Here is a 22,067-nt window from a genome sequence, read left to right as displayed (position 1 = left end):
CTGCGATGAAGCGGCAAGGGCCGAATTGCCGGTTCGGGCCACACTCTGACTATTGATTGGAAAGTAGAATGGAAAAGGTTCCGATGCTCGCCGAGGGTTATGAGCGGATTACCGCCGACCTGAAAGTGCTGCGGGCCGAGCGTCCCAAGGTGGTGGATGCGATCGAGGAAGCACGCGCGCACGGCGACTTGTCCGAGAACGCCGAGTACCACGCGGCGAAGGAACGGCAGGGCCAGATCGAGGCGCAGATCGCGGAACTCGAAGACCGGGTCAGCCGCGCGCAGATCATCGATCCGTCGACCCTGTCGGGCGACAAGGTGATGTTCGGGGCGACCGTCACCCTGCTCGACGAGGAAGAGAAATCGATCAAGTACCAGATCGTCGGTCAGACCGAGGCCGATGCGGCCAAGGGCCGGATCTCCTATAGTTCGCCCATCGGGCGCGCGCTGATCGGAAAGAAGGTCGGCGAAGAGATCGAGGTGACCGTGCCTTCTGGCGATAAGTTCTACCTCATCGACGAAATCGAATTCGTCTGAGGTGGAGAGGACCCGGCGAGAGCAGGGCCCTCCTACAGTTTCAAGCAGACTGGTTTCCAGTCCCGGCCGGTGCAGGGACTGGAAAAACCATTACGCATCCGGCGTCAGCAGGCGGTGGATGTGCACGATGACGTAGCGCATTTCCGCGTCGTCGACCGTGCGCTGTGCATTGGCGCGCCACGCCTCCTCGGCGGCTTCGTAATTGCTGAATACGCCGACGACGTGAATGCTTTCGGGGTCGGCGAACTCGACCGATCGGGGATCCTTCACACGGCCACCCATTACCAGGTGGAGCCGCTGCGGCATTTCGGTTTCTTCCATCTCGGATAAATCCTTCACTGTGCACTATCGCCACGGCGCATAAAGAAAGCGGCGCGACAGGCAAGCCCGTCGCGCCGCTCGAAAATCTTGCTGCGTTCCGTTCAGACGGCGACGCGCGAGCGCAGGTCGCGATATTTCCGACCGGCACCTCGGGCAAACTTGCGAGCGGCAAACTGCGCTTCGTCACGACCGTCGTAAGCGGCGCGCGATACGCGGCGACCCGCCTTGCGCGAGGAATGGGCGATGTCGTCGCTCCAATCTTCCAGCTTCGCTCCGCCATGGCGTACGGCGTCGCCGGCGCTGTCGAACAGGCCACTGGCGTAGGCGAGGCCCATCTCGGCGGCGTAATTGGCCATTGCACCGGCGCGGCGACCCGCGCGGCGGCCCGGGCGCGTCATCGCGCCGATCGCGAGACCGAGAACGGCAACGCCGGCCACGGTCGCGACAGGGTGCTCTTTAACGAACGCGGTCGCTTTGTCCGTCGCATCGCGGGCATAATCCGCGAGCGAGCGATCCGCGTTCCGCTGCTCCGCCGCCTCGATCTTGGCGCGCAGTGCATCTCTTTGTTCCTTGGTGCTCATAGGGTGTCTCCGGATGATAGTATCGGGGGTCGGTGATTACCGAACCAACGCAACGTGGCGGCCCGATGTTCCGTGATTTCAGCGATAACGCCGAGGCGGGGGCTCGTCGGCTAAGTCGTATTCTGCGCGATCGCGATCGTATCCGTCGTCCTCCTCGTCTTCGTCTTCATCGCGACCGAACAGGAGGCCGAGGATCGGGCGCCGGGCGAACCAGAGGATGATCGCAGCGACTACGGCGGAAGCGAGACCGCGATGCTGGTCGGTGACGTAGGCCGCCTCGTCCAGCACATCGATCGCGGCATCCTTCGCCTTATCCATCGCGCGCTCGGCGGGGCTGCGCTTGGCGAGGTCCCCGCGAAGATTGGCGATATCCGCCTTGACCAGCGCGAGCGCCGAGTTTCGCAGCGCGCGATCGGCGCGCATTTGCCGCCCCCGCGCCGTCATGCGTCGTTCTCGAACGCTTCGCTGATCCGGCGGAACTGGCGCAGGGCCATCCAGCCGGCGATAGCGGTGAACAGGAACATGAGCGCCACCATCAGGCCCATCGCGCCGAACGCGCCAAGATAGGGACGCAAGGCGATGATGAGCCCGACCACCAGCCCAAGCAGGGCGAGGTGGAGGAACGCCATCGCGCAAAGGCCATAGAAGGCGGCCGACCGGGTATGGTGAGCCGCATAGGCGAGCCGCGATTTCTGGAACGCGACTTCCGCTTCCAGATAGGTTCGACTGTCCTCGTAAAGCGATTCCATGTCGTCCCGGAGCGAGCCGTAGGGCACCTCGCGGTCGGACTCGCTTTCCATTGCCTCATCGGAAACGCCCGGCGCGAAATCCGCACCGGGCGTCTCTTCGTTTTCATCTCGCATCGTCACGCGCTGTCAGGACGATCAGCGGCGGAACATGCGGGCGACCATGTAGCCGCCAACTGCAGCTAGTCCGACAGCGAGCCCCGGGCTGTTGCGAACCCATTGACGAGCGTCTTCGCCCAGTTCGTTCACACTCTTGTCGTCGAGGCGGGTGGCAGTCTCGTGAAGCGACCGCGAGGCGTTACGCGCGTAATCGCCGTATTTCGGGCCGAAATTCTCGTCCAGCTTGGCTGCGTTGTCGGCAACATACTTGCTCAGCGCGGCGATCGCGTCGCTGGCGCGCGTCTTGCCTTCCACGGCCAGCTCGTTCGCCTTGACCTTGGCCTGGTCGGAATATTCGCCCTGCTTGCCTTTCGCCTTGGTGCGATAGGCGGATGCGCGATCGCCAGCTTCGGCGCGCAACGCCGCTGCCCCTGCCTTCGCTTCGTCGAGCGCGGCGTTGAACCGGCTCTTCGCTTCGGTCCGATGGGCTGAGGCGGACGCCTTCTTGGCGCTGCCCTTCGCTTCGGTGGCGATATCGGCGGTGGCAGAGCCGGTCGCTGCGCCAACCGCATCCCCAGCGGCGGCGGTTGCAGTGGCAGGCTTCCTGGTGGTCTTCTTCGGCGTCGGTGCGGTGGCCATAATTCTTATCCCCGTTCTGACTGTCGTAACTGGTGTTTGATGCCATGCATGCCGTGGCATGCACCTCGATTACCCAACGCGACTTGCTTGGCTTCGTTCCGCAGCATAGAGCGCCTGCCGAGATCGGTAGATCCGCACATTCCTCATCACGGAGCCAGCATGACCGCAATTCTCGACATCCATGCCCGCCAGATCCTCGATTCCCGGGGGAATCCGACCGTCGAGGTCGACGTTCTGCTGGAGGATGGCAGTTTCGGCCGTGCGGCGGTCCCCTCGGGTGCGTCCACCGGCGCGCACGAGGCGGTCGAGTTGCGGGACGGGGATGCGGATTACTTCCTCGGCAAGGGCGTGACGAAGGCGGTGGATGGCGTGAATTCCGAGATCGCCGACACACTGCTCGGCCTGGATGCGGAGGACCAGCGCACGATCGACACCGCGCTGCTCGATCTGGATGGAACGGAGAACAAGGCGAAGCTTGGCGCGAATGCGATCCTGGGCTGCAGCCTCGCGGTTGCGAAGGCGGCTGCCAATGCGCGCGGCCTGCCGCTGTTCTCCTATGTCGGGGGCGTTTCGGCGCACGTTCTGCCGGTGCCGATGATGAACATCGTCAATGGCGGCGAGCATGCGGACAATCCGATCGATATCCAGGAATTCATGGTCATGCCGATAGGCGCGCCCTCGCTGGCGGAGGCGGTGCGCTGGGGTTCGGAAATCTTCCATACGCTGAAGAAGGGTCTGTCGGAGAAGGGGCTGTCGACCTCCGTCGGTGATGAGGGGGGTTTTGCTCCCGACCTTTCGAGCACGCGCGATGCGCTCGATTTCATCATGGCGTCGATCGAGAAGGCGGGCTTCACGCCGGGCGAGGACGTGGCGCTGGCGCTCGATTGCGCGGCGACCGAATATTTCCGCGACGGCAAGTACGAGATGGCGGGCGAGGGTGCCTCGCTCGATGGATCGCAAATGGCAGATTATCTCGCCAGGCTGTGCGACGATTACCCGATCCGCTCGATCGAGGACGGCATGGCCGAGGACGATTTCGAGGGGTGGGATGCGCTGACCGAGAAGCTGGGCAATCGCATCCAGCTGGTGGGCGACGACCTGTACGTCACCAATCCGGAGCGGTTGCGCATGGGCATCGACCGCGGTCTCGCCAACTCGCTGCTGGTGAAGGTCAACCAGATCGGCACGCTGACCGAAACGCTGGAAGCGGTCGATATCGCTCACCGCGCGGGCTACACCTGCGTGATGAGCCATCGTTCGGGCGAGACCGAGGATGCGACCATTGCCGACCTCGCTGTCGCGACGAATTGCGGGCAGATCAAGACGGGAAGCTTGGCCCGGTCCGACCGGCTTGCGAAGTACAACCAGCTGATCCGGATCGAGGAAGAGCTGGGCGACGCCGCGCATTACGCTGGCGTCGCCTGCTTCGGTCGACTGGCGGGCTAGGCACCCGCGCGGGTCAGCCGGTCGATTTGGTCGCGGCTCAGCTCCAGTTCGGTATAGGCCAAGAGGCCTTCCATCTGGTCGAGATTGCGCGCGCTCGCGAGCGGCGCGGCGATGCCCGGTTGCGCCGCGAGCCAAGCCAGCGCGATGGCAGGTAGCTCCGCACCGGTTTCCTGCGCCACGCGGTCCATCTGCGCGAGGACGGTCGGGCCGTCTTCCTTGTACTTCTCGGCCATATCGGAGCGACGCGAGCCGCCGAAATCGTCCTTGTCCCGGTACTTGCCGGTCAGATACCCCGCGGCGAGACTGAAATAGGGGAACATCGCGATCCCGCGCTCCAGGCAGAGGCGCTGCATATCCTGCCCGTAATCGTCGCGTTCGACCAGATTGAACTGGTTCTGCAGGGCGGTGAATCCGGTAATCCCCTTCGCCTCCGCATGGTCGAGCGCGGCGCGAAGGCGGCTGACGGTGAAATTGGACGCGCCGATGCTCTTGGCGCGGCCATCATCCGTCACGGCGGCGAAGCTCTCGGCAATCGTCTCGATCGGCAGGTCTTCGTTGTCCTTGTGGCAATAGAACAGCTCGACCCGGTCCGTGCGGAGCCGTTCGAGACAACGGTCGAGCGCGTCGGACACGGCGTCGGCGCGGTAATGTTCGGATTCTCCCAGCATGCCGGTCTTGGTCGCGATCAGCATGTCGTCGCGAACGCCGCGATCCTCCATCCATTCGCCGATGAAGCGTTCGGACTCGCCGCCTTCATGGCCGTCGACCCAGGCGGAATAGACATCGGCGGTGTCGACCATGCGCCCGCCGGCCTCGTGCCATTTGTCGAGCACGGCGAAACCGTCGTCGCGGTTCGCGGTCCAGCCGAAGACGTTGCCGCCGAGCGAGAGGGGCAGGCCCCCGATTGCAGGATGTTGGGTCATGCCCTCCGGACGCGCGGAAGGGCAGGGCGGTTCCGTCAGCCGGGGAGGAATTTGCGCTGCAGGTCGAACAGCGCGAGCGCCGCCCTGGCCGCTTCGCCGCCCTTGTCCTTCTGCGAGGGGTCGGCGCGCACCAGCGCCTGATCCTCGTTCTCGACCGTCAGGATACCGTTTCCGATGGCGATCCCGTCCATGGTGAGCGCCATGATCCCGCGCGCGCTCTCGCCCGCGACGATCTCGAAGTGATAAGTCTTGCCCCGGATCACCACGCCGATCGCGACGAAGCCGGCATAGCCGCCGCCTTCCACCGCGAGCGCGATCGCGCCGGGTATCTCCAGCGCGCCAGGCACGGTCAGCACGTCGACGTCATGCCCCGCACCCTCCAGCACGGCCCGCGCGCCGGCGATCAGCCGGTCGTTGAAAGATTCGTAGAAGCGTGCCTCAACGATGAGAAAGCGAGCCATAGCGGTTACTCCGGAATTTCGCGCTGGCCGACGATTTCGAGATCGAAACCGTCGAGCCCGACGATGTGACGGGTGGAATTGCTCAGCAGGGTCATGCGATGGACGCCGAGGTCGGTCAGGATCTGGGCACCGATGCCGTAGGTCCGCAATTCGTCGGACGATTGGGCGTCGCTTTCGCTTGCGCCCTGTCCCTCGCGCGGGCGGACGAGCAGGACGATGACGCCGCTGCCTTCGCGTCCGATTTCATCCATGGCGCGCTGGATCAGGTTTTTGTTCGGGCCGGGCTGGCCCAGCATGTCGCTCAGCAGCGACAGCGTATGGACGCGAACCAGCGTGACCTCGTCCTCGCTTGCGCGCCCTTTCTGCAAGGCGAAGGCGAGGCTGCCGTCCACATTGTTGCGGTAGGTGTAGAAATTCCACTCTCCGCCGTGATCCGATTCGAAGCGCTGCTCGGCCAGTCGCTCCACCAGATGATCGTAGCGATGGCGGTATTCGATCAGGTCGCGGATGGTACCGATCTTCATGCCGTGCTTGCGCGCGAACACGGTGAGGTCATCGAGGCGTGCCATCTCCCCATCCTCGCGCATGACCTCGCAGATGACGCCTGAGGGATTGAGCCCGGCCAGCCGCGCGATATCGACCGCCGCCTCCGTATGGCCGGCGCGCACCAGCACGCCGCCATCTCGCGCGATCAGGGGAAAGACGTGGCCGGGGGACACAATGTCCTGGCTGCCGCGCGCGGGATCGGTCGCGACCGCCACGGTGCGCGCCCGGTCGGCCGCGCTGATACCTGTGGTCACGCCTTCGCGCGCCTCGATCGAGACGGTGAAGGCGGTTTCGTGCCGCGAGCCGTTGTTGCGGCTCATGAGGTCCAGCCCGAGCTGCTCGGTCCGCTCGCGCGTCAGCGACAGGCAGATAAGTCCGCGTCCATGCGTCGCCATGAAATTGATCGCATCGGGAGTCGCCATTTGCGCCGGGATGACGAGATCGCCCTCGTTCTCACGATCCTCGTCGTCGACCAGCAGGAACATGCGCCCGTTGCGCGCTTCGGCGATCAGCTCCTCGATCGGAACGATAACCGGCGTATCTTCCTGCGCATCCAGAAAGCGATCGAGCTTCGCCAGAGTGTCGCTGGTCGGGTTCCAGCCGTCCTCGGTACAGCCGCGCAGAGTGTTGGCATGCAGCCCCGCCGCGCGAGCGAGGGATGCCTTGCTGAATGTGCCATCGGCCAAAAAGGCCCGCACGCGTTCGATCGTCGATACCATGCTTACGCGCTATCACATCATAATGTGATGTTAAAGGCCAATAGGCACAGGCCGCTGTAGAAGGGCCGGTCGGAGCGCGATCTAGGGAATGGCTTTTATCTCGCCGCGGCTTACGAAAAGCTTCTTGGAGGCAGCCGAGATTTGCCTGCGAGTTTGAGGTAGTGGTGGACGCACTAGGGTTCGAACCTAGGACCCGCTGATTAAGAGTCAGCTGCTCTACCAACTGAGCTATGCGTCCATTCGCAGCGTCTGCGAGCGCCCCGTTTCCGGGGAGCGCCGCATTTAGCGAGTCTGGGCCGCGATGCAAGAGTCGATTTGCGGGAATTGCATTCAGCTGGGTTCCAGCGCACCGCGGCGGCCCGACGTGCCCCAGCTGCGTACCATCATCAGCGTGCCGAGGCAGATCATGTTGGTCATCATCGACGACCCCCCATGGCTCATGAAGGGGAGGGGGATGCCCACCACCGGTGCCAGGCCCATCACCATCATCAGGTTGATGGCGGCGTAGAAAAACATCGTTGCGACCATGCCCGCCGCAAGCAGACGGTCGAACCGCTGCTCAGCATTGCGAGCGACGCTCAGCCCCCACCACAGGATCGCCGCGAAGCAGAACAGCACGAACAATCCGCCCAGAAATCCCCATTCCTCCGCCATGGTCGCGAAGACGAAATCGGTGTGGGGTTCCGGCAGGTAGTTGAGGTGGCTTTGCGAGCCTTCGTTGAAGCCCTTGCCCGAAAACCCGCCGGATCCGATCGCGATCTTCGACTGGGTGATGTGATAGCCCGTGCCGAGCGGATCGCTCTCGGGATCGAGGAAGGTGGTGACCCGCTTCTGCTGATAGGGTTTCAGCGCGAAGAGATAGGCGAGCGGCACCGCGATCGCCCCGGCGATACCGGCGCCAGCAAACCATAGCATCGGCAGGCCGGCTAGGAACATGATGACCACCCCGCCGAAGCCGATTGCCAGCGCGGTACCGAGGTCCGGCTGCGCCAACACCAGCAGCATCGGCATTCCGATCAGGCCCGCAGCGGGGAGCAAAGCGCGCCAGCCGTTGATCATCCCGGTCGGCAACGTGTCGTAGAAGCGGGCGAGGGCAAGCACGATCACGGGCTTCATCAGTTCGGACGGTTGCAGCACCAGCGGGCCGATATTGAGCCATCGCTGGCTGCCACCGCCGATCGCGCCCACGGTCTCGACCGCCAGCAGCAGCAGCAGCACCCCGCCATAAGCGGGATAGGCCATCATCCGCACGAAATCGCGGTTGAACAGCGTCATGCATGCCGCGACGACGAACAATATGCCAAAGCGCAGCAGGTGCGAACTGGCGTAGGGAGAGAAATGTCCCCCGCCCGCGGAATAGAGCACCGCCGCGCCGAACAGGGTCAGTGCGACCAGCGGAAACAGCATGCGCCATGGCAGGCGTGCGATGGGGGTGGGGACAATGGAGTTCATCGCGGCTCGGCTCCGCCGTCGTCCTCGATCGTCTCGGGCCGGGTCTGCGCCGCGTCCTGCGCCAGCTTCTCGCTATTGCGCGCGGCGGCGCGTGCCTCGGCGTCGACGCGCTTGGCGATATCGTCGTCGTGCGGGACAGGCGGCGGAATGTCGGCACCGATATTGGAGGCGTAGCTTGCGTAATTGCGCGCGTAGCGCTCCGCCGCAGTGCCGCCCCACTGTTTCTCCAGCGCGTGGAGCGCCTCGAGCGCCTTGCCGGGATCGAACAGGAACGTCATCACGTCGCGCGCCACGGGGTAGGCTGCACTCGACCCGCCGCCATGCTCGATCGTCACGGCGCAGGCGTAGCGCGGATTGTCGAAGGGCGCGAAACATATGAAGTGGCCATGGTCGCGATATTTCCATGGGCCCGACTTGCCGTCCGAGATGTTGAGCGAAACCACCTGTGCCGTGCCGGTCTTGCCCGCCAGTTTCACCCCCTCGATCGGCAACGCGGCGCGGCCCGCCGTGCCCGGCCCGTTGACGACGTCGCTCATCGCCTGCCGCACGAATTTTACATGCTCGGGCGCGAAATCGGCCGGTGCGAAGGGCACTTTCTTGCCGTCATTGATAAGGCGCGGCTCGATATGGTGGCCCGACGCGAGGCGCGCGGTGTAAACCGCCAGCTGCAGCGGATTGAATAGCATGTAGCCCTGACCGATGGTCGCGTTGACTGTGTCGTAGGTCTGCCATTCCTTCCCGTATTTCTTCATCTTCCAGGCGGGATCGGGGACGGTGCCATAGAACTGGCTGGTCACTGGCAGGTCGAATTCCTGGCCGAGACCGACCCGGCGGGCCATCGCCGCGATCGGGTCCATCCCGATCTGCTGGGCGAAGTGATAGAAATACACGTCGCAAGACTGGTAGATGCCCTTCGCCATGTCGACCCGGCCGTGGCCGCCGCGTTTCCAGCAGTGGAACACGCGATTGCCGACGCGCAGACCGCCGCTGCAGGTGGTGGCCTTCTCCGGTTCGAGTCCCTCGCGCAGAAAACTCATCGCCACCATCGGCTTTACCGTGGACCCGGGCGGGTAGAGCCCCTTGAGCACCTTGTTGCGCAAGGGAACGCGCTGGTCCTCGCGCAGCATGGCGTATTCGACGCTGCCGATCCCTTCGGAAAAGCTGTTGGGATCGAAGCTGGGCATTGAGGCCATGCACAGGATATCGCCGGTATGCGTGTCGATCACGACGACCGAGCCGGATTCGAGGCCGATCCGGCGTGCGGCGTAATCCTGTAGCGGACCGTCGATGGTCAGACGGACCGGATCGCCCTGGACATCGGGACGGGACGACAGATCGCGGATGATGCGCCCCGATGCCGTCACTTCGACCCGCCGCGCTCCGGGTTCACCGCGCAGATCCTGCTCGAATTCCTTCTCCAGCTCGGCCTTGCCGATCTTGTATCCCGGCGTGATCAGGATCGGATTCTTGTCCGCCTCGTACTCCTCGGCATTGGCCGGGCCGACATAGCCTAGCAAATGGCCGACGGAGAGGCCGGTGGGGTAATAGCGCGAGAAGCCACGCTGCGGCACGACGCCGGGCAGCTCGGGCTGGCGCAGCACGACAGATGCGAACTGGTCGTAGGTTATGCCGCTCGCCACCTCGATCGGAGCGTAGCCGCGCGCGCTTTCGAGATCATGGCGAAGGTCGCGCAGCTTGCTTTCGGGCAATGCGAGCAACTGACCGAGTTCACGGACCGTCCGCTCCTTGTCGTGGATCCGTTCGGGGATCAGGTCGACGCGGAAGTCGGCGCGGTTGGATGCCAGCGGGGCGCCGTTGCGATCGAGGAACCAGCCGCGCCGCGGGGGGATCAGCGTCAGGTTGACGCGGTTGCTCTCGCTCTCGGTCGCGTATTTGTCGTTCTCCGCGATCGATAGATAGGCCATCCGCCCGGCGAGCAGCAGGCCCACGCTCGCGCCGCCCATGCCCAGCACGAAGCTGCGCCGGTCGAAACTCGTCCTGAGCGTAGTGGGGCTGACGAAGCGCGTCCCCTTGAACAGGGACATCAATCTTCCACCCTGAACCGGACGAGGCGGATCCTGTCGAAAATGGCGACCATGCGCGCGATAATGGGATAGCTCAGGATGGACAGCAAGGCCTGCGGCCACAGATAGGTGATCGTCACCGCGTCGATCCGCGCACCCGACAGGATCAGGCTGAGGAACAGGTACGCGGCGGAAAGGACGCTGGCGAGCAACCAGTCCTGCAGGAAGCTGCGCCATGGGAAGCGCGCCTCCAGCGCCTCGATCCCCAGAAGGATGAGCGAGAACAGCAGGATTGCCGAACCGAACGGCTGCCCGCTGAACAGATCGTCCCATAGCCCCAGCGGAAAACCGGCCCATACGGGCACCACGCCAGGACGGATGAAACGCCATGCGAGCAGCAGCAAGAGCGCCAGGGGCGGCATCAGCGGAATGGCAGAGACGACCGGCAGCGCGGTGACCAGCGATCCGAGCATGATGGTGAGCCACGGCACGACCGAGGCGAATACGGGCGAATGGGCGCGATTGATGCGGCTGCCATAGACATCGCGGCGGGCGCGGGGATTGAGCCGCTCCATCACTCGGCGGATGGGGCGTCGCCGCCCTCTTCGCCTGTTTGCGATCCGGGCAGGGGCTGATCGACGGGAGTGCGCGCGGCCTTGGTCAGCACGGGTTGATAGAGTGGCTCGACCGCCACGAAATCGGCGGCGGCGGGATCGCTCACGATCCGCGCGATCGCGCCGTCGTCCGTCAGCTGTTCGACCAGTGCGACCGGGAGACCGGGCTGGAAGAAGCCGCCCGCGCCGCTGGTCACGAACATATCCCCGCGTTTGAGCGGGTTGAGGCCGAGGTTGATCAGACGAATGTCGATGCGTCCGTCGCCGCGCCCTTGCGCGAAAGCGATGACGTCGCGGTCGGCAAGGCGAACGGGCAGCACGCTCTGGCTGTCGGTCAGGAGCAGGACGCGCGACGTTGTGAACGAGGTTTCGAGCACGCGGCCGACCACGCCACGCGCCGTGCGTACGGGCATGCCCGGCGTCACCCCGCGATCGCGGCCCGCGCCGATATAGCCGAAGCGGCGCGCACTCGACCCGGACGAACCGAGCATGTGGGTGATCGCAACCGGCTCGACATCGCTGTTGCCGAGGCCGAGCAGCCCCTTCAGCCGGGCGTTTTCCTGCTTGAGGGACTGCGCCGCGGCGAGCCGGATGCGGGCGAGTTCCACCTCGCGCTTCAGCGCGGCGTTCTGGCTGCCCGCGCGCAGATAGCCGCGCACGGTCTCGATCAGTCCCTGTCCGCCCTCACGTGCGCGGGCCGTGGTGCGGGACACGGGGCTGGTGACGTCGATCGAAACGCCGCGCAGACCGCCGAAGGCTGCGGGTTCGAGCAGCGAGATGGCGAGCAGCGCCGCGCCGATCAGCGCGCCGATGCCCGCGATGACGTAACCCGTGAACAGGCCGTATTGCGCCTTGCGCGAATGCCCCGGGCGCCGGCTCGGAGGCGCCATGTGCCTACCTCCTTACGCGTCAGGCGTTCATGAGGACGCCGCGATAGATCGGGTCCTCCATCGCTCGCCCGGTTCCGATCGCGACGCAGGACAGCGGATCTTCCGCGATGCTGACGGGCAGGCCCGTTTCTTCGCGCAGATAGGAATCAAGGCCGGAAATCAGCGCCCCGCCACCGGTGAGCACGATGCCCTGATCGACGATGTCCGCCGCCAGTTCGGGGGCGGTGTTTTCCAGCGCGATCCGTACGCCTTCCACGATGGCCCCGATCGGCTCGTTCAGAGCCTCGGCGATGTGCCCCTGGTTGATCGTGATTTCCTTGGGCACGCCGTTGACGAGGTCGCGCCCCTTGATCGTCACCGTCTGGCCGATGCCGTCTTCGGGAGCGACCGCGATGCCGTAATCCTTCTTGATCCGCTCCGCGGTGGCTTCGCCGATCAGCAGGTTGTGGTGGCGACGGACGTAAGAGACGATCGCCTCGTCCATCTTGTCGCCGCCGGTGCGCACCGATGTGGTGTAGGCGAGGCCACGCAGCGACAGGACCGCGACTTCCGTCGTGCCGCCACCGATATCGACAACCATGGAGCCGACCGGCTCCGTCACCGGCATGTCGGCACCGATCGCGGCCGCCATCGGCTCCAGGATCAGCATGACCTGGCTCGCGCCTGCATTGCTCGCCGCGTCGCGGATCGCGCGGCGTTCGACCGAGGTCGAGCCCGACGGCACACAGATCACGATTTCGGGTGGGCTGAACATGCTGGTCCGCTTGCCGTTCACCTTGCGGATGAAGTGCTTGATCATCTCTTCGGCGATTTCGATGTCGGCGATCACGCCGTCGCGCAGGGGGCGGATGGCCTCGATCGAATCCGGCGTCTTACCCATCATCATCTTCGCATCGTCGCCCACGGCCTTCACCCGCTTGATCCCGGCGATGGTCTCGATCGCGACCACGGAAGGTTCGTTCAGGATGATTCCCTGATCGGCGACATAGACCAGGGTATTCGCGGTCCCGAGGTCGATCGCCAGGTTCTGCGAACCGAATTTGAAGAGTCTGTTGAAAAAGCCCATTTCTGTACGCGTTCCGTAGTCTTTGCCGGATGATGGGAGGCAATGGATTGAATTGATCGCCCGATCCCGCGGGCATGCGACCGAGCGACCCCTTAACGAACGAGTCGCGAAAAGGCCAAAATTTTATCGCAAAATGCGGGATAAAACCGGCGGTTCATCTCGAAATGGCGGCACATCGTCGCTAGCCCTCCACAGATGGCCGATATTCGCCGCCTGCCCGAAGCACTCGTCAACCGCATCGCCGCGGGGGAAGTGGTGGAGCGCCCTGCCGCCGCGCTCAAGGAGCTGCTCGAAAACGCCGTCGATGCCGGGGCGACCCGCATCGCCATCGCGCTGACCGAAGGGGGGCTGACCCGCATTGAGGTGACCGACGACGGTTGCGGGATGGCCCCCGCGCAGATGGCGCTCGCGCTGGAGCGGCATGCCACCTCGAAGCTGCCCGACAGCCTGATCGGGGAAGGGCAGGCGATCGAGCGGGTCGCGACGCTCGGCTTTCGGGGGGAAGCCTTGCCCTCCATCGCCAGCGTATCCCGCTTCACGCTGGAGAGCCGCCCGCACGACGCGCCGCAGGGGTGGCGCACGGTGGTCGATCATGGGGAGCGGGTGGAGGACGGGCCGGCCGCACTGCCGCCCGGCACTCGCTCCCGGGTGGAGCAGGTATTCGCCAAGGTCCCCGCGCGGCGCAAGTTCCTGCGCACTGCGCGCAGCGAATCCGCCGCGTGCCTCGACGTGGTCCGCCGCCTGGCGATGGCGCGACCGGAGATCGGCTTCACGCTCGACCATGGCGAGCGCCGCGTGCTGGCCTTGCAACCGGACCAGAGACTGGCGGACCGCGTGGCGCAGGTCGTCGCGCGCGAATTGCGCGAGAACGGCGTGCTGATCGACATGGAGCGGGGGGCCATGCGCCTCACCGGCGTGGCGGGCCTGCCGACCTACAATCGCGGGGTGGCGGATCATCAGTATCTGTTCGTCAACGGCCGTCCGGTGAAGGACCGATTGCTGGTCGGCGCGGTGCGCGGGGCCTATTCCGACATGCTCGCACGCGACCGGCATGCGGTGCTGGCGCTGTTCCTCGACCTTCCGGCGGAGGACGTGGATGTGAACGTCCATCCGGCGAAGACCGAGGTCCGCTTTCGCGATTCGCAGGCGGTGCGCGGTTTCATCGTATCGGGACTGCGGCAGGCGCTTTCCACCGGCGATCGCCGCAGCGCGCAGGCACCCGACGCCGCCGCCATGGGCCGCTGGCAGCGCGAGGGGGAAGGGGAGCCCGCGCCCGCGCTGCGCTCCATCTTCCAGAATCGCGACTGGAGCGCGCCTGACTCTTCGCGCGTGGCCGAACCCGCGGCACCGTGGCGCGGCCAGGATGCGGGCGTGATGGACCAGCCGCGCGTGGATGCGCCGATGGGCCGCGCCATCGAGGCGGGGCAGCCGGTCGAAGGGGAAAACGACTACCCGCTCGGCATTGCGCGTGGTCAGGTGGCGAACACCTATATCGTCGCCGAGGCGGCGGACGGGCTGGTGCTGGTCGACCAGCACGCCGCGCACGAACGCCTGGTGCTGGAGCGGTTGCGGGCGGCGGGGGCGGGCGATGCCGTTGCGCGCAGCCAGGCGCTGCTGATCCCCGACGTGGTCGAACTGGACGAGCCGGATTGCGACCGGCTGGAGGAAGCCGCCGGCCGCCTCGAAGCGCTGGGCCTCTCGATCGAACGCTTCGGGCCCGGGGCGATGCTGGTGCGCAGCGTGCCCCATGCGCTGGCGGGATCGAACCCGCAGAAATTGCTGCGCGACATCGCGGACGATCTGGCGCATCACGGCGTCGATGGCGAGCGCGGCGCATTGCTGCTGGGCGAGAAGCTCGATTTGGTGCTGGCGACCATGGCCTGCCACGGATCGGTCCGGGCGGGGCGGGTGCTGCGGGTCGACGAGATGAACGCGCTGCTGCGCGAGATGGAGCGCACCCCGCGCTCCGGCCAGTGCAATCACGGCCGCCCGACCTGGGTGAAGTTGTCGATGGACGATGTAGAGAAACTTTTCGGGAGGCACTGATGCGCTGGATTTTCCCTTTGCTGGCAATCGCGGGGCTGGCTGCGTGCAGCGAAGAACCAAGCGAGGAGGACAACGCGGCGAAGGTTGCGGCGGTCGAGGCGAACCAGATCCCCGCTGTCATACCCGCCACGCCGCAGCCGCTCGAGGAAGCGGTGGTGCAGAGCCACCCCGAAGGCTGTAGCTTCATAAATGGCAAAACCGGCGCGGTGATCGCCTTCGCGGGTTCGCAGTATGGGTTCATGAAGCTCGATGGATCGATGGATCGCTTCGCTCCCGATGTCGGTTCGCCGCAGACCGACGTGGGGCTGCCGAGCAACTACGACGGTGCGAATGCCTCGTTCACCTTGCACATGCAGAGCCGCGAGGAGCGGGCGGGCATGCCGGTCGGGCTGTTGACGGTGACCGACGGGTACGACCGCGTGATCTATCAGAAGGAAGGCACGGTAGACTGTCGCGGGGTGGGACCGGACACGGACTAGCTTTCCATCGGTGCCGCTGGGTCGCGCACCTTGATTAGCCCGTTCGACACCATTTCCAGCACCGCTTCATCGTGCTGGTTGAACGTCTTCAGCCGTGACTTGAACAGGCCCATCTCGGGCCGAGAGCGGCTGCGCCGCTTTTCCAGCACTTCGCTCTCGCAGCGCAGCGTGTCGCCGGGATAGACGGGCCGCAACCAGCGTAGCTCGTCGATCCCCGGCGATCCCAGGCTGGCGGTGGCGTCCTCGCCCATATTGTCGACCATCATACGCATGGTCATGGCGCAGGTATGCCAGCCGCTGGCCGAAAGCCGCCCGAAATAGGTCTGCGCGGCGGCTTCCTCGTCGAGGTGGAACGGCTGCGGGTCGTAACGCGAGGCGAAGTCGATCACTTCATCGCGGGTGACCTTATAGCTACCGAAGCTCTCGCGGGACCCGACGTCGATATCCTCGAAATGCCTCATCTCGGATTGTGCCTTCAGGCGCGGAACGCCGGTACGCGGCCGTTCTCGCCCAGCTCGGGAATGATGCGATAGCGGGTCAGGATGAGGCTGAAGAGGCCGAACAGCAACAGGCCCACCGCCGTCAGCTTGAACAGGACGCCGGTGCTCGCAAGCGCGGCAACCGCATCGGCCAGGGTCTTGATCTGGTCGGCCCCGCCGGAGAAGAACCCCGCTTTCACCAGCGACAGGCCGATCACGGCATAGACCACCCCGCGCGCGCAATAGCCTGCACCGCCCAACCAGCGGGTGAAATCGGGGGCGGAGGCGGAAATGCGGTTCATGAACTCGCCGGTCAGCCCCTTCTTGAACTGGAATAGGCTGGTGGCGAAGAAGGCGAGCCCCAAGAGGCCGAGGACGATCCCGCCGAATTCGAAGGACAGCACGCTGGACGCGGCTTGTTCCGCCCCGCCACCGCCGCTTTCGCCGCCATGTCCGGAGGTGTCGTTGGACGCGAGCTGGAACGCCGCCCATGCCAGCGTCAGGTGGCCGATGCCGCTGCCGGCATGTCCGATCCGTTCGGCCCAGCCCTTCGCGTCGGAGCCCGTGTTCTCGATATCGAACAGGGGCGAGCAGAACCGGAACAGCGCATAGGCGAGCAGGCCTACCGCCATAATCCACAGCATCGCCTCGCCCGCGGGATATTCCTCGATCGCCTGGAACAGCCCATCGGTGCCTTCCGCGATCCGGTTCGCATTGGTCAGCGCGAGGAACCCGAGCATGATGTAGAAGATCGCGCGGCTGAAATAGCCCACGCGCACCAGCCAGCTGAACTTCTCCGACTTATCGACCATGAAAATCTCCCCTGCGTTGCGGCCTCAACGGTCGGGGGCTCCGATCGTGCCCATGATCAAACGATGGAAAGGTTCGCCGGTCCTGCCGCGATCTCGGCGCTGGCCCTGCGGCTGAGCGTACCGCCTCGGCTCGATACCTGGTCCAGCACCATGAAGTCCGTCCGCCAGCTTTCCGGCGTTACGGAGCAAACGCCATAGCCACGCTGGTCGTTGATGAAGCGGAGCTGCGGGTTCTCAGCGAGAATGCGGTCGCTTCCGGGCCGCTGGTCCTGTCCGTCGCCGCCGCTACTGACAGAGGTTACGACGCATTCGACGCCGACCGGCTTCTCGCCCGACATCAGGAGCCCGGCATAGTTCTGATGCTCGTCACCGGTGAGCACCACCGCGTTGTCGACCTTCGCAAGGCGCGCCATCAACCGTTCTCGCGGTGCCGCGTAACCCGCCCAGCTATCCAGATTGTACATCAGTTCGGGCTGGTCGTCGTCGGTACGCCGGTTGAGCGGCATCATCATGATCTGCTGCGCGATGCAGTTCCAGCGCGCGTCCTTGCGCCCGAGGTTGTCGTCGAGCCACTTCTCCTGCGCCGCTCCCAGCACCTGCGCGTTCTTGTCGAACACGGCTTCGCACGGCTCCACGCCCCATTTGTCGTCGCAGGGCTGGTTGGTGCGGAAGCTGCGCGTGTCGAGCAGGTTGATCGCCGCCAGATCGCCGAAGGCGATGCGGCGGTTGGCCAGGATCAGTTCGCCGCGCGGGATCATCGAACGGCGCACGGGCATGTTCTCGTACCACGCCTGCATCGCGGCCTGGCGGCGCAGCGCGAAGACCTCGGGCGGGATGGAGGGATCCTGCGCGAAATCGTCCACCCAGTTGTTTTGGACCTCGTGGTCGTCAAACGTCGACAGGAAAACCTGCGAACTGCGCGCCGCCTGCAGGTCCAGATCGAGCAGGTACTGCGCATAATGCTGGCGGTAATCGGTCAGCGAGACGACCTCGCGCAGGCGATGCTCGCGCACCTTGGGCACCGGCAGGCGGTCGGGGCCGTAATTGTAGTCGTACGCATATTCGTACATGAAATCGCCATAGTGGAAGACGAAAGCGAGATCGTCCTCCGCAATGTCGCGATAGGCGGTATAGAAACCGCTTTCGTAATGCTGGCACCCGCACACGCCGAAGCGCAGTTGGCCGACCGGCGTGCCGGCGACGGGCAGCGTCCGCGCGCGGCCGGTGAGCGACCGGTCCGAACCGACGGTGAAGCGGTACCAATAGGGGCGGTCGGGCTTCAGTCCGGCCACTTCGACATGGACGCTGTGGCCCAGTTCCGGCCGGGCCAGCTCGGTCCCCTTCGCAGCGATGGTGCGGAAGCGGTCGTCCTCGGCCACTTCCCAGTCCACCGGCAGGGCCGACATCGGCACGCCCGCATGCTGGCCGAACGGATCGGGCGCGAGGCGCGTCCACAGCACGAAACCGTCGCTGGCGGGATCGCCCGACGCGACGCCCAGCTTGAACGGATACTCCGCGAACCAGCTTTGTGCGGAAAGGATCGCGGGAGCGGAGAGGGTCGCCGCGGCGGCGCCGACGGCGGTAGTGCGGATGAGCGAGCGACGTGTGATCATGTTCAGGCCCCTACGACGCGGTCGTGACGGTTGCGTGGCAAGGTCAGACGTTGAACTTGAACAGCATGATGTCGCCGTCCTGCACCAGGTACTCCTTCCCCTCCTGACGCAGTTTGCCCGCCTCGCGCGCGCCCGCTTCGCCATTCAGGGCGATGTAGTCGTCGTAGGCGATGGTCTCGGCCCGGATGAAGCCCTTCTCGAAATCGGTATGGATCTCGCCCGCAGCCTGCGGTGCCTTTGCCCCGGAGGGAAAGGTCCAGGCGCGCGTTTCTTTCGGCCCCGCAGTGAAGAAGGTGTTGAGGGAGAGGAGCTTGTAGCCTGCCCGGATCACGCGGGAGAGGCCGCTTTCCGTCAGGCCTAGCTCCGCGAGGTATTCGGCACGGTCGCCCGGGTCCATCGCCACCAGCTCGGCCTCGATCGCGGCGGAGACGACCACCGCCTCCGCCCCCTCGCGCTCCGCCTTGGCGAAGACTTCGGCGGAGAAGGCGTTGCCCTCGGCGGCGTCTTCCTCACCCACATTGCAGACATACAGCACGGGCTTGGCGGTCAGGAGCTGCGCCTGTCGGAACAGCCGCGCCTCCTCCTCGTCGTTGGGCTGTGTCAGTCGGGCGGGCTTGCCGTCGCGCAGCAGGTCGAGCGCCTGGCCAAGCACGCTGGCCATGATCTTCGCTTCTTTGTCGCCGCCGGTCGCGCCCTTGGCCGCGGCGGGCACGCGCTTCTCCAGGCTTTCGAGGTCGGAGAGCATCAGCTCGGTCTCCACCACCTCCGCATCGGCGATCGGATCGACCTTGTTCGACACGTGCTGAATATCGTCGTCCTCGAAACAGCGCAGGACGTGGACGATCGCGTCGACCTCGCGGATATTGCCGAGGAACTGGTTGCCGAGCCCTTCGCCCTGACTGGCCCCTTTGACCAGTCCGGCGATGTCGACGAAGGCGAGCTGGGTCGGCAGGACCTTCGCGCTGCCCGCGATCTTGGCGATCTTCTCCAGCCGCTCGTCCGGCACGGAGACCTGCCCGACATTGGGCTCGATCGTGCAGAAGGGGTAGTTCGCCGCCTGCGCGGCCTGCGTTTCGGTCAAGGCATTGAACAGCGTGGACTTGCCGACATTGGGCAGGCCCACGATCCCGCATCGAAAACCCATCGTCGGCTCCGGTAGATCGTGAAATTGAAAGGTCGGGCGCGCCTTAGCGGGGCGGGGCGGGCAGGGCTAGTCCCGCGCGCGAAGGACGGCTTTCGCTTGTCACGATTGCCAAGTCCGGGATAGTTGCGCAGCATGTACCGCATCGCCATCCCGCTCGCTGCGCTCGCCCTGCTGTCGGGTTGCAAGACCACCGACAGCGACGAGTGGAATGGCGGGGCGACGACGCCGTTCAATCAGGCGAAGAACTCCTGCTTCGATCAGGCGGATAACCATGCACAGGAAGGCAAGCAGACCGCGTTCTTCATCGGCTGCATGGGCGCGCTGGGGTGGCAACCGAAGAACCCGAACATGAGCATCGACGGGCTCGACGACTAATCCTGCTGCCGCATGGCGACGTCGCTCATGAAGCGCTCGTCCTCGCCCCCCGCCAGCCGGTCGGCCTCCGCGCCGATCGCGGCGAGCATGTCAGCCAGCGGGTCCATCTCCGCCTTCGCGTAGTTGCCCAGAACGTGCCCGGTCACGCGGTCTTTGTGCCCCGGGTGCCCGATACCGATCCGCACGCGGCGAAAGTCCGGCCCGATATGCTGGTCGATGCTGCGCAGGCCGTTATGCCCCGCCAGCCCGCCGCCGGTGCGCACCTTCACCTTCATCGGCGCGAGGTCGAGCTCGTCGTGAAAGACGGTGAGCGCCTCCGGCCCCAGCTTGTAGAACCGCAGCGCCTCGCCCACGGCGCGCCCGCTCTCGTTCATGAAGGTCGCGGGCTTCAGCAGCAGCACCTTCTCGGTACCGATCCGCCCCTCCTGCACCCAGCCGGAGAACTTCTTCTGCACGCTGCCGAAATCGTGCATCTCCGCAATGACGTCACACGCCATGAAGCCGACATTGTGCCGGTGGAGCGCATATTGCGGTCCGGGATTTCCTAGGCCTGTCCAAATCTGCATGGCCGCCGCGTAGCGCGTCTCGCAGGCGGGGGGAAGGTGATGGGGGCTCGGGGGTAGCGCCGACTAGGGAATGAGGGATGCGTTCGAGCAAAGGGTGGTAATCATAAAGGTCTGGAATTGGGGTGATGGGTTGGACGCCCCCCGGCGGCATCTATGTGCCATAGTGGAGGTGTTTGAACACCACTAGAGAGGAGGCGTCCATGTCGGAAGTTAGCATCATCGGGTTGGATATCGCAAAGTCTGTTTTCCAGGTTCACGGGGCCGATGCGTCGGGCCGTGTGGTGCTTCGCAAGAAAGTCAGCAGGGCGAAGCTCTTGCCGTTCTTTGCCTCGCAGCCCTCCTGCCAGGTGGTCCTGGAAGCGTGCGGGGGCGCGCATCACTGGGCGCGTGAGCTGACAAAGCTCGGTCATGAGGTCCGGTTGATCGCTCCAGCTTACGTAAAACCGTTCGTGAAGCGCCAGAAGAACGATGCTGCGGATGCCGAAGCCATCTGCGAGGCGGCGCAGCGCCCGAGCATGCGGTTCGTGCCAGTAAAGACCGAAGCGCAGCAAGCAGCCGCGCTGGTGTTCCGGGCCCGCGACCTGCTGGTCAAGCAGCGCACGCAGATCAGCAACGCCGTTCGCGGTCACATGACCGAGCATGGCTGGATCGCGCCGCAAGGCCTGGCGCACATGAAGAAGCTGGCTGCGCTGCTTGAAGATCCAAGCGCAGTTCCCGAGAGCGCACGGCCGGTACTGGAGATAATGCTCGATCAGATGGCGGTGCTGAGCGAGCGCATTGCCGAACTTGATCGGGAGATCGCCCGGCGTGCCCGCGAAGACGAGACCGCGCGGCGGCTGATGACGATCCCGGGCATCGGACCGATCACGGCAACCGCGATCACCGCACTTGCACCTCCGCCCGGCACCTTTGCCAAGGGCCGCGACTTTGCCGCATGGGTCGGGCTTACACCGCGCCAGCACTCGACCGGCGGCAAGCAAAGGCTCGGCGCGATCTCGAAGATGGGCGAGCGAACGCTGCGTCGGCTACTGATCATCGGCAGCAGTGCGGTCGTGCTCCAGGCAAGCAGGCGCGGCGCACCCGCGGGATCGTGGCTGGAACAGATGATGGCGCGCAAGCCGCGCATGCTGGTCACGGTGGCGCTCGCGAACAAGACCGCACGCATCGTCTGGGCAGTGCTGACGAAGAACGAGGATTACAGGGCTCCGGTCTCGGTCGCGGCGTAAGCCGGGCCGGACCAGAGGTCGCCGGAAGGACGTAGGCGGACGAAGGAGAGTATGGCAAAACAGTCGGCGAGACGGGACCGGAAGAACCAGGGCTTTCCACCGTGCTTCATCAGCACGCTGCGGGTGATGTGGTTCCGGTCCGCGAACTCCCATACGGGCCCGCAGCACGAAAAGCTGCACCAGGAGGCCGGACAGATGGCAGCATCCGACTACGTGCCAAACCTCTCAAAATACCGCTTGCATCCTGCGGGGCGTCCACAGATG

General features: G+C 65.2%; 24 protein-coding genes and 1 tRNA gene. 6 read left to right on the top strand and 19 right to left on the bottom strand.

From position 1 onward, the window contains the following. Positions 1-68 precede the first annotated feature (68 nt). On the top strand, positions 69-536 hold the full coding sequence (greA, locus tag F7D01_RS00125; RefSeq protein WP_215228274.1) for a transcription elongation factor GreA: 468 nt from the start codon (positions 69-71) through the stop codon (positions 534-536). 90 nt (positions 537-626) lie between these two features. Here the strand turns inward: greA and F7D01_RS00120 are convergent, their stop codons facing one another. The 5 genes from F7D01_RS00120 to F7D01_RS00100 all read right to left on the bottom strand — a co-directional run bounded on the left by F7D01_RS00120 (position 627) and on the right by F7D01_RS00100 (position 2,922). Continuing rightward, entirely contained in the window at positions 627-857 is a 231-nt protein-coding gene (locus tag F7D01_RS00120) for a DUF4170 domain-containing protein (RefSeq protein ID WP_215228273.1), read from the bottom strand. Between the two features lie 101 nt (positions 858-958). After that, positions 959-1,438, bottom strand: coding sequence for a hypothetical protein (locus F7D01_RS00115; RefSeq protein ID WP_215228272.1), 480 nt, complete (start codon positions 1,436-1,438; stop codon positions 959-961). Between the two features lie 78 nt (positions 1,439-1,516). Beyond that, positions 1,517-1,861 carry a hypothetical protein gene (locus tag F7D01_RS00110; RefSeq protein ID WP_215228271.1) on the bottom strand — a complete coding sequence of 115 codons (345 nt, stop codon included), beginning with the start codon at positions 1,859-1,861 and terminating at the stop codon, positions 1,517-1,519. A 17-nt stretch (positions 1,862-1,878) separates the two neighbouring features. After that, positions 1,879-2,301 (bottom strand): phage holin family protein, encoded by a 423-nt coding sequence (locus F7D01_RS00105; protein ID WP_215228270.1) that lies wholly within the window; start codon positions 2,299-2,301, stop codon positions 1,879-1,881. A 21-nt stretch (positions 2,302-2,322) separates the two neighbouring features. Next, positions 2,323-2,922 (bottom strand): hypothetical protein, encoded by a 600-nt coding sequence (locus F7D01_RS00100; protein WP_251566947.1) that lies wholly within the window; start codon positions 2,920-2,922, stop codon positions 2,323-2,325. A gap of 159 nt (positions 2,923-3,081) precedes the next feature. Here F7D01_RS00100 and eno point away from each other — a divergent pair, with 159 nt between their 5' ends. Beyond that, positions 3,082-4,368, top strand: coding sequence for a phosphopyruvate hydratase (eno, locus tag F7D01_RS00095; protein ID WP_215228269.1), 1,287 nt, complete (start codon positions 3,082-3,084; stop codon positions 4,366-4,368). On the opposite strand, the gene F7D01_RS00090 is transcribed toward eno, so the two are convergent. The 9 genes from F7D01_RS00090 to F7D01_RS00050 all read right to left on the bottom strand — a co-directional run bounded on the left by F7D01_RS00090 (position 4,365) and on the right by F7D01_RS00050 (position 13,063). Further along, a complete protein-coding gene (locus F7D01_RS00090) occupies positions 4,365-5,291 on the bottom strand; it encodes an aldo/keto reductase (RefSeq protein WP_215228268.1) in 927 nt (308 codons plus the stop codon). The two genes, eno and F7D01_RS00090, sit on opposite strands and share 4 nt — an antisense overlap. Positions 5,292-5,326: 35 nt before the next feature. Continuing rightward, positions 5,327-5,752 carry a 6,7-dimethyl-8-ribityllumazine synthase gene (gene ribH / locus F7D01_RS00085; RefSeq protein WP_215228267.1) on the bottom strand — a complete coding sequence of 142 codons (426 nt, stop codon included), beginning with the start codon at positions 5,750-5,752 and terminating at the stop codon, positions 5,327-5,329. Positions 5,753-5,757: 5 nt separating this feature from the next. After that, positions 5,758-7,017, bottom strand: coding sequence for a 3,4-dihydroxy-2-butanone-4-phosphate synthase (ribB, locus tag F7D01_RS00080; RefSeq protein WP_215228266.1), 1,260 nt, complete (start codon positions 7,015-7,017; stop codon positions 5,758-5,760). Between the two features lie 162 nt (positions 7,018-7,179). Next, positions 7,180-7,255 (bottom strand) — tRNA-Lys (locus tag F7D01_RS00075). 92 nt (positions 7,256-7,347) lie between these two features. Continuing rightward, positions 7,348-8,469, bottom strand: a complete 1,122-nt coding sequence (rodA, locus tag F7D01_RS00070; RefSeq protein WP_215228265.1) for a rod shape-determining protein RodA — start codon at positions 8,467-8,469, stop codon at positions 7,348-7,350. After that, on the bottom strand, positions 8,466-10,514 hold the full coding sequence (gene mrdA / locus F7D01_RS00065) for a penicillin-binding protein 2 (RefSeq protein ID WP_215228264.1): 2,049 nt from the start codon (positions 10,512-10,514) through the stop codon (positions 8,466-8,468). The genes rodA and mrdA overlap by 4 nt, the downstream gene beginning before the upstream one ends. Further along, positions 10,514-11,068, bottom strand: coding sequence for a rod shape-determining protein MreD (gene mreD / locus F7D01_RS00060; RefSeq protein ID WP_215228263.1), 555 nt, complete (start codon positions 11,066-11,068; stop codon positions 10,514-10,516). The genes mrdA and mreD overlap by 1 nt, the downstream gene beginning before the upstream one ends. After that, complete coding sequence (gene mreC, locus F7D01_RS00055; protein WP_215228262.1) at positions 11,068-11,997, bottom strand: rod shape-determining protein MreC; 930 nt, start codon at positions 11,995-11,997, stop codon at positions 11,068-11,070. The genes mreD and mreC overlap by 1 nt, the downstream gene beginning before the upstream one ends. Positions 11,998-12,016: 19 nt before the next feature. After that, positions 12,017-13,063, bottom strand: a complete 1,047-nt coding sequence (locus F7D01_RS00050) for a rod shape-determining protein (protein ID WP_215228261.1) — start codon at positions 13,061-13,063, stop codon at positions 12,017-12,019. A 195-nt stretch (positions 13,064-13,258) separates the two neighbouring features. Between F7D01_RS00050 and mutL the strand changes: the two genes are divergently transcribed. Together mutL and F7D01_RS00040 are read left to right on the top strand one after the other, a co-directional pair. After that, positions 13,259-15,109 carry a DNA mismatch repair endonuclease MutL gene (gene mutL / locus F7D01_RS00045; RefSeq protein ID WP_215228260.1) on the top strand — a complete coding sequence of 617 codons (1,851 nt, stop codon included), beginning with the start codon at positions 13,259-13,261 and terminating at the stop codon, positions 15,107-15,109. Continuing rightward, positions 15,109-15,588, top strand: a complete 480-nt coding sequence (locus F7D01_RS00040; RefSeq protein ID WP_215228259.1) for a hypothetical protein — start codon at positions 15,109-15,111, stop codon at positions 15,586-15,588. Before mutL ends, F7D01_RS00040 begins: the two co-directional genes overlap by 1 nt. On the opposite strand, the gene F7D01_RS00035 is transcribed toward F7D01_RS00040, so the two are convergent. From F7D01_RS00035 to ychF, 4 genes are read right to left on the bottom strand one after another with little or no spacing between them, the layout of a single operon-like run. Further along, the gene (locus F7D01_RS00035) at positions 15,585-16,049 is read right to left on the bottom strand and encodes a MaoC family dehydratase (RefSeq protein ID WP_215228258.1); all 465 of its coding nucleotides are present in this window, start codon (positions 16,047-16,049) and stop codon (positions 15,585-15,587) included. The two genes, F7D01_RS00040 and F7D01_RS00035, sit on opposite strands and share 4 nt — an antisense overlap. Positions 16,050-16,063: 14 nt before the next feature. Next, positions 16,064-16,879 carry a DUF1206 domain-containing protein gene (locus F7D01_RS00030; protein WP_215228257.1) on the bottom strand — a complete coding sequence of 272 codons (816 nt, stop codon included), beginning with the start codon at positions 16,877-16,879 and terminating at the stop codon, positions 16,064-16,066. Between the two features lie 56 nt (positions 16,880-16,935). Continuing rightward, positions 16,936-18,492, bottom strand: coding sequence for an alkaline phosphatase (locus tag F7D01_RS00025; RefSeq protein ID WP_215228256.1), 1,557 nt, complete (start codon positions 18,490-18,492; stop codon positions 16,936-16,938). A 43-nt stretch (positions 18,493-18,535) separates the two neighbouring features. After that, positions 18,536-19,636 carry a redox-regulated ATPase YchF gene (gene ychF, locus F7D01_RS00020; RefSeq protein ID WP_215228255.1) on the bottom strand — a complete coding sequence of 367 codons (1,101 nt, stop codon included), beginning with the start codon at positions 19,634-19,636 and terminating at the stop codon, positions 18,536-18,538. Between the two features lie 132 nt (positions 19,637-19,768). On the opposite strand from ychF, the gene F7D01_RS00015 reads away from it, so the two are divergent. Beyond that, positions 19,769-20,011, top strand: a complete 243-nt coding sequence (locus F7D01_RS00015) for a hypothetical protein (RefSeq protein ID WP_215228254.1) — start codon at positions 19,769-19,771, stop codon at positions 20,009-20,011. On the opposite strand, the gene pth is transcribed toward F7D01_RS00015, so the two are convergent. Continuing rightward, positions 20,008-20,577, bottom strand: a complete 570-nt coding sequence (gene pth, locus F7D01_RS00010) for an aminoacyl-tRNA hydrolase (RefSeq protein WP_215228253.1) — start codon at positions 20,575-20,577, stop codon at positions 20,008-20,010. The two genes, F7D01_RS00015 and pth, sit on opposite strands and share 4 nt — an antisense overlap. Before the next feature lie 200 nt (positions 20,578-20,777). On the opposite strand from pth, the gene F7D01_RS00005 reads away from it, so the two are divergent. Continuing rightward, positions 20,778-21,803 (top strand): IS110 family transposase, encoded by a 1,026-nt coding sequence (locus tag F7D01_RS00005; protein WP_215228252.1) that lies wholly within the window; start codon positions 20,778-20,780, stop codon positions 21,801-21,803. The last annotated feature ends 264 nt before the right edge of the window (positions 21,804-22,067 follow it).

This window comes from Erythrobacter sp. 3-20A1M, from assembly GCF_018636735.1.
Lineage (GTDB): Bacteria > Pseudomonadota > Alphaproteobacteria > Sphingomonadales > Sphingomonadaceae > Alteriqipengyuania.
Note: the sequence above shows the minus strand (reverse complement) of the source record. Positions and strands in the feature narration are given on the sequence as shown.

What these genes read in the sequence shown, in the direction of transcription:
- greA (WP_215228274.1), top strand. Translation starts at nt 69, where the DNA reads ATGGAAAAGGTTCCGATGCTCGCCGAGGGTTATGAGCGGATTACCGCC.
- F7D01_RS00120 (WP_215228273.1), bottom strand. Translation starts at nt 857, where the DNA reads ATGGAAGAAACCGAAATGCCGCAGCGGCTCCACCTGGTAATGGGTGGC.
- F7D01_RS00115 (WP_215228272.1), bottom strand. Translation starts at nt 1,438, where the DNA reads ATGAGCACCAAGGAACAAAGAGATGCACTGCGCGCCAAGATCGAGGCG.
- F7D01_RS00110 (WP_215228271.1), bottom strand. Translation starts at nt 1,861, where the DNA reads ATGCGCGCCGATCGCGCGCTGCGAAACTCGGCGCTCGCGCTGGTCAAG.
- F7D01_RS00105 (WP_215228270.1), bottom strand. Translation starts at nt 2,301, where the DNA reads ATGCGAGATGAAAACGAAGAGACGCCCGGTGCGGATTTCGCGCCGGGC.
- F7D01_RS00100 (WP_251566947.1), bottom strand. Translation starts at nt 2,922, where the DNA reads ATGGCCACCGCACCGACGCCGAAGAAGACCACCAGGAAGCCTGCCACT.
- eno (WP_215228269.1), top strand. Translation starts at nt 3,082, where the DNA reads ATGACCGCAATTCTCGACATCCATGCCCGCCAGATCCTCGATTCCCGG.
- F7D01_RS00090 (WP_215228268.1), bottom strand. Translation starts at nt 5,291, where the DNA reads ATGACCCAACATCCTGCAATCGGGGGCCTGCCCCTCTCGCTCGGCGGC.
- ribH (WP_215228267.1), bottom strand. Translation starts at nt 5,752, where the DNA reads ATGGCTCGCTTTCTCATCGTTGAGGCACGCTTCTACGAATCTTTCAAC.
- ribB (WP_215228266.1), bottom strand. Translation starts at nt 7,017, where the DNA reads ATGGTATCGACGATCGAACGCGTGCGGGCCTTTTTGGCCGATGGCACA.
- rodA (WP_215228265.1), bottom strand. Translation starts at nt 8,469, where the DNA reads ATGAACTCCATTGTCCCCACCCCCATCGCACGCCTGCCATGGCGCATG.
- mrdA (WP_215228264.1), bottom strand. Translation starts at nt 10,514, where the DNA reads ATGTCCCTGTTCAAGGGGACGCGCTTCGTCAGCCCCACTACGCTCAGG.
- mreD (WP_215228263.1), bottom strand. Translation starts at nt 11,068, where the DNA reads ATGGAGCGGCTCAATCCCCGCGCCCGCCGCGATGTCTATGGCAGCCGC.
- mreC (WP_215228262.1), bottom strand. Translation starts at nt 11,997, where the DNA reads ATGGCGCCTCCGAGCCGGCGCCCGGGGCATTCGCGCAAGGCGCAATAC.
- F7D01_RS00050 (WP_215228261.1), bottom strand. Translation starts at nt 13,063, where the DNA reads ATGGGCTTTTTCAACAGACTCTTCAAATTCGGTTCGCAGAACCTGGCG.
- mutL (WP_215228260.1), top strand. Translation starts at nt 13,259, where the DNA reads ATGGCCGATATTCGCCGCCTGCCCGAAGCACTCGTCAACCGCATCGCC.
- F7D01_RS00040 (WP_215228259.1), top strand. Translation starts at nt 15,109, where the DNA reads ATGCGCTGGATTTTCCCTTTGCTGGCAATCGCGGGGCTGGCTGCGTGC.
- F7D01_RS00035 (WP_215228258.1), bottom strand. Translation starts at nt 16,049, where the DNA reads ATGAGGCATTTCGAGGATATCGACGTCGGGTCCCGCGAGAGCTTCGGT.
- F7D01_RS00030 (WP_215228257.1), bottom strand. Translation starts at nt 16,879, where the DNA reads ATGGTCGATAAGTCGGAGAAGTTCAGCTGGCTGGTGCGCGTGGGCTAT.
- F7D01_RS00025 (WP_215228256.1), bottom strand. Translation starts at nt 18,492, where the DNA reads ATGATCACACGTCGCTCGCTCATCCGCACTACCGCCGTCGGCGCCGCC.
- ychF (WP_215228255.1), bottom strand. Translation starts at nt 19,636, where the DNA reads ATGGGTTTTCGATGCGGGATCGTGGGCCTGCCCAATGTCGGCAAGTCC.
- F7D01_RS00015 (WP_215228254.1), top strand. Translation starts at nt 19,769, where the DNA reads ATGTACCGCATCGCCATCCCGCTCGCTGCGCTCGCCCTGCTGTCGGGT.
- pth (WP_215228253.1), bottom strand. Translation starts at nt 20,577, where the DNA reads ATGCAGATTTGGACAGGCCTAGGAAATCCCGGACCGCAATATGCGCTC.
- F7D01_RS00005 (WP_215228252.1), top strand. Translation starts at nt 20,778, where the DNA reads ATGTCGGAAGTTAGCATCATCGGGTTGGATATCGCAAAGTCTGTTTTC.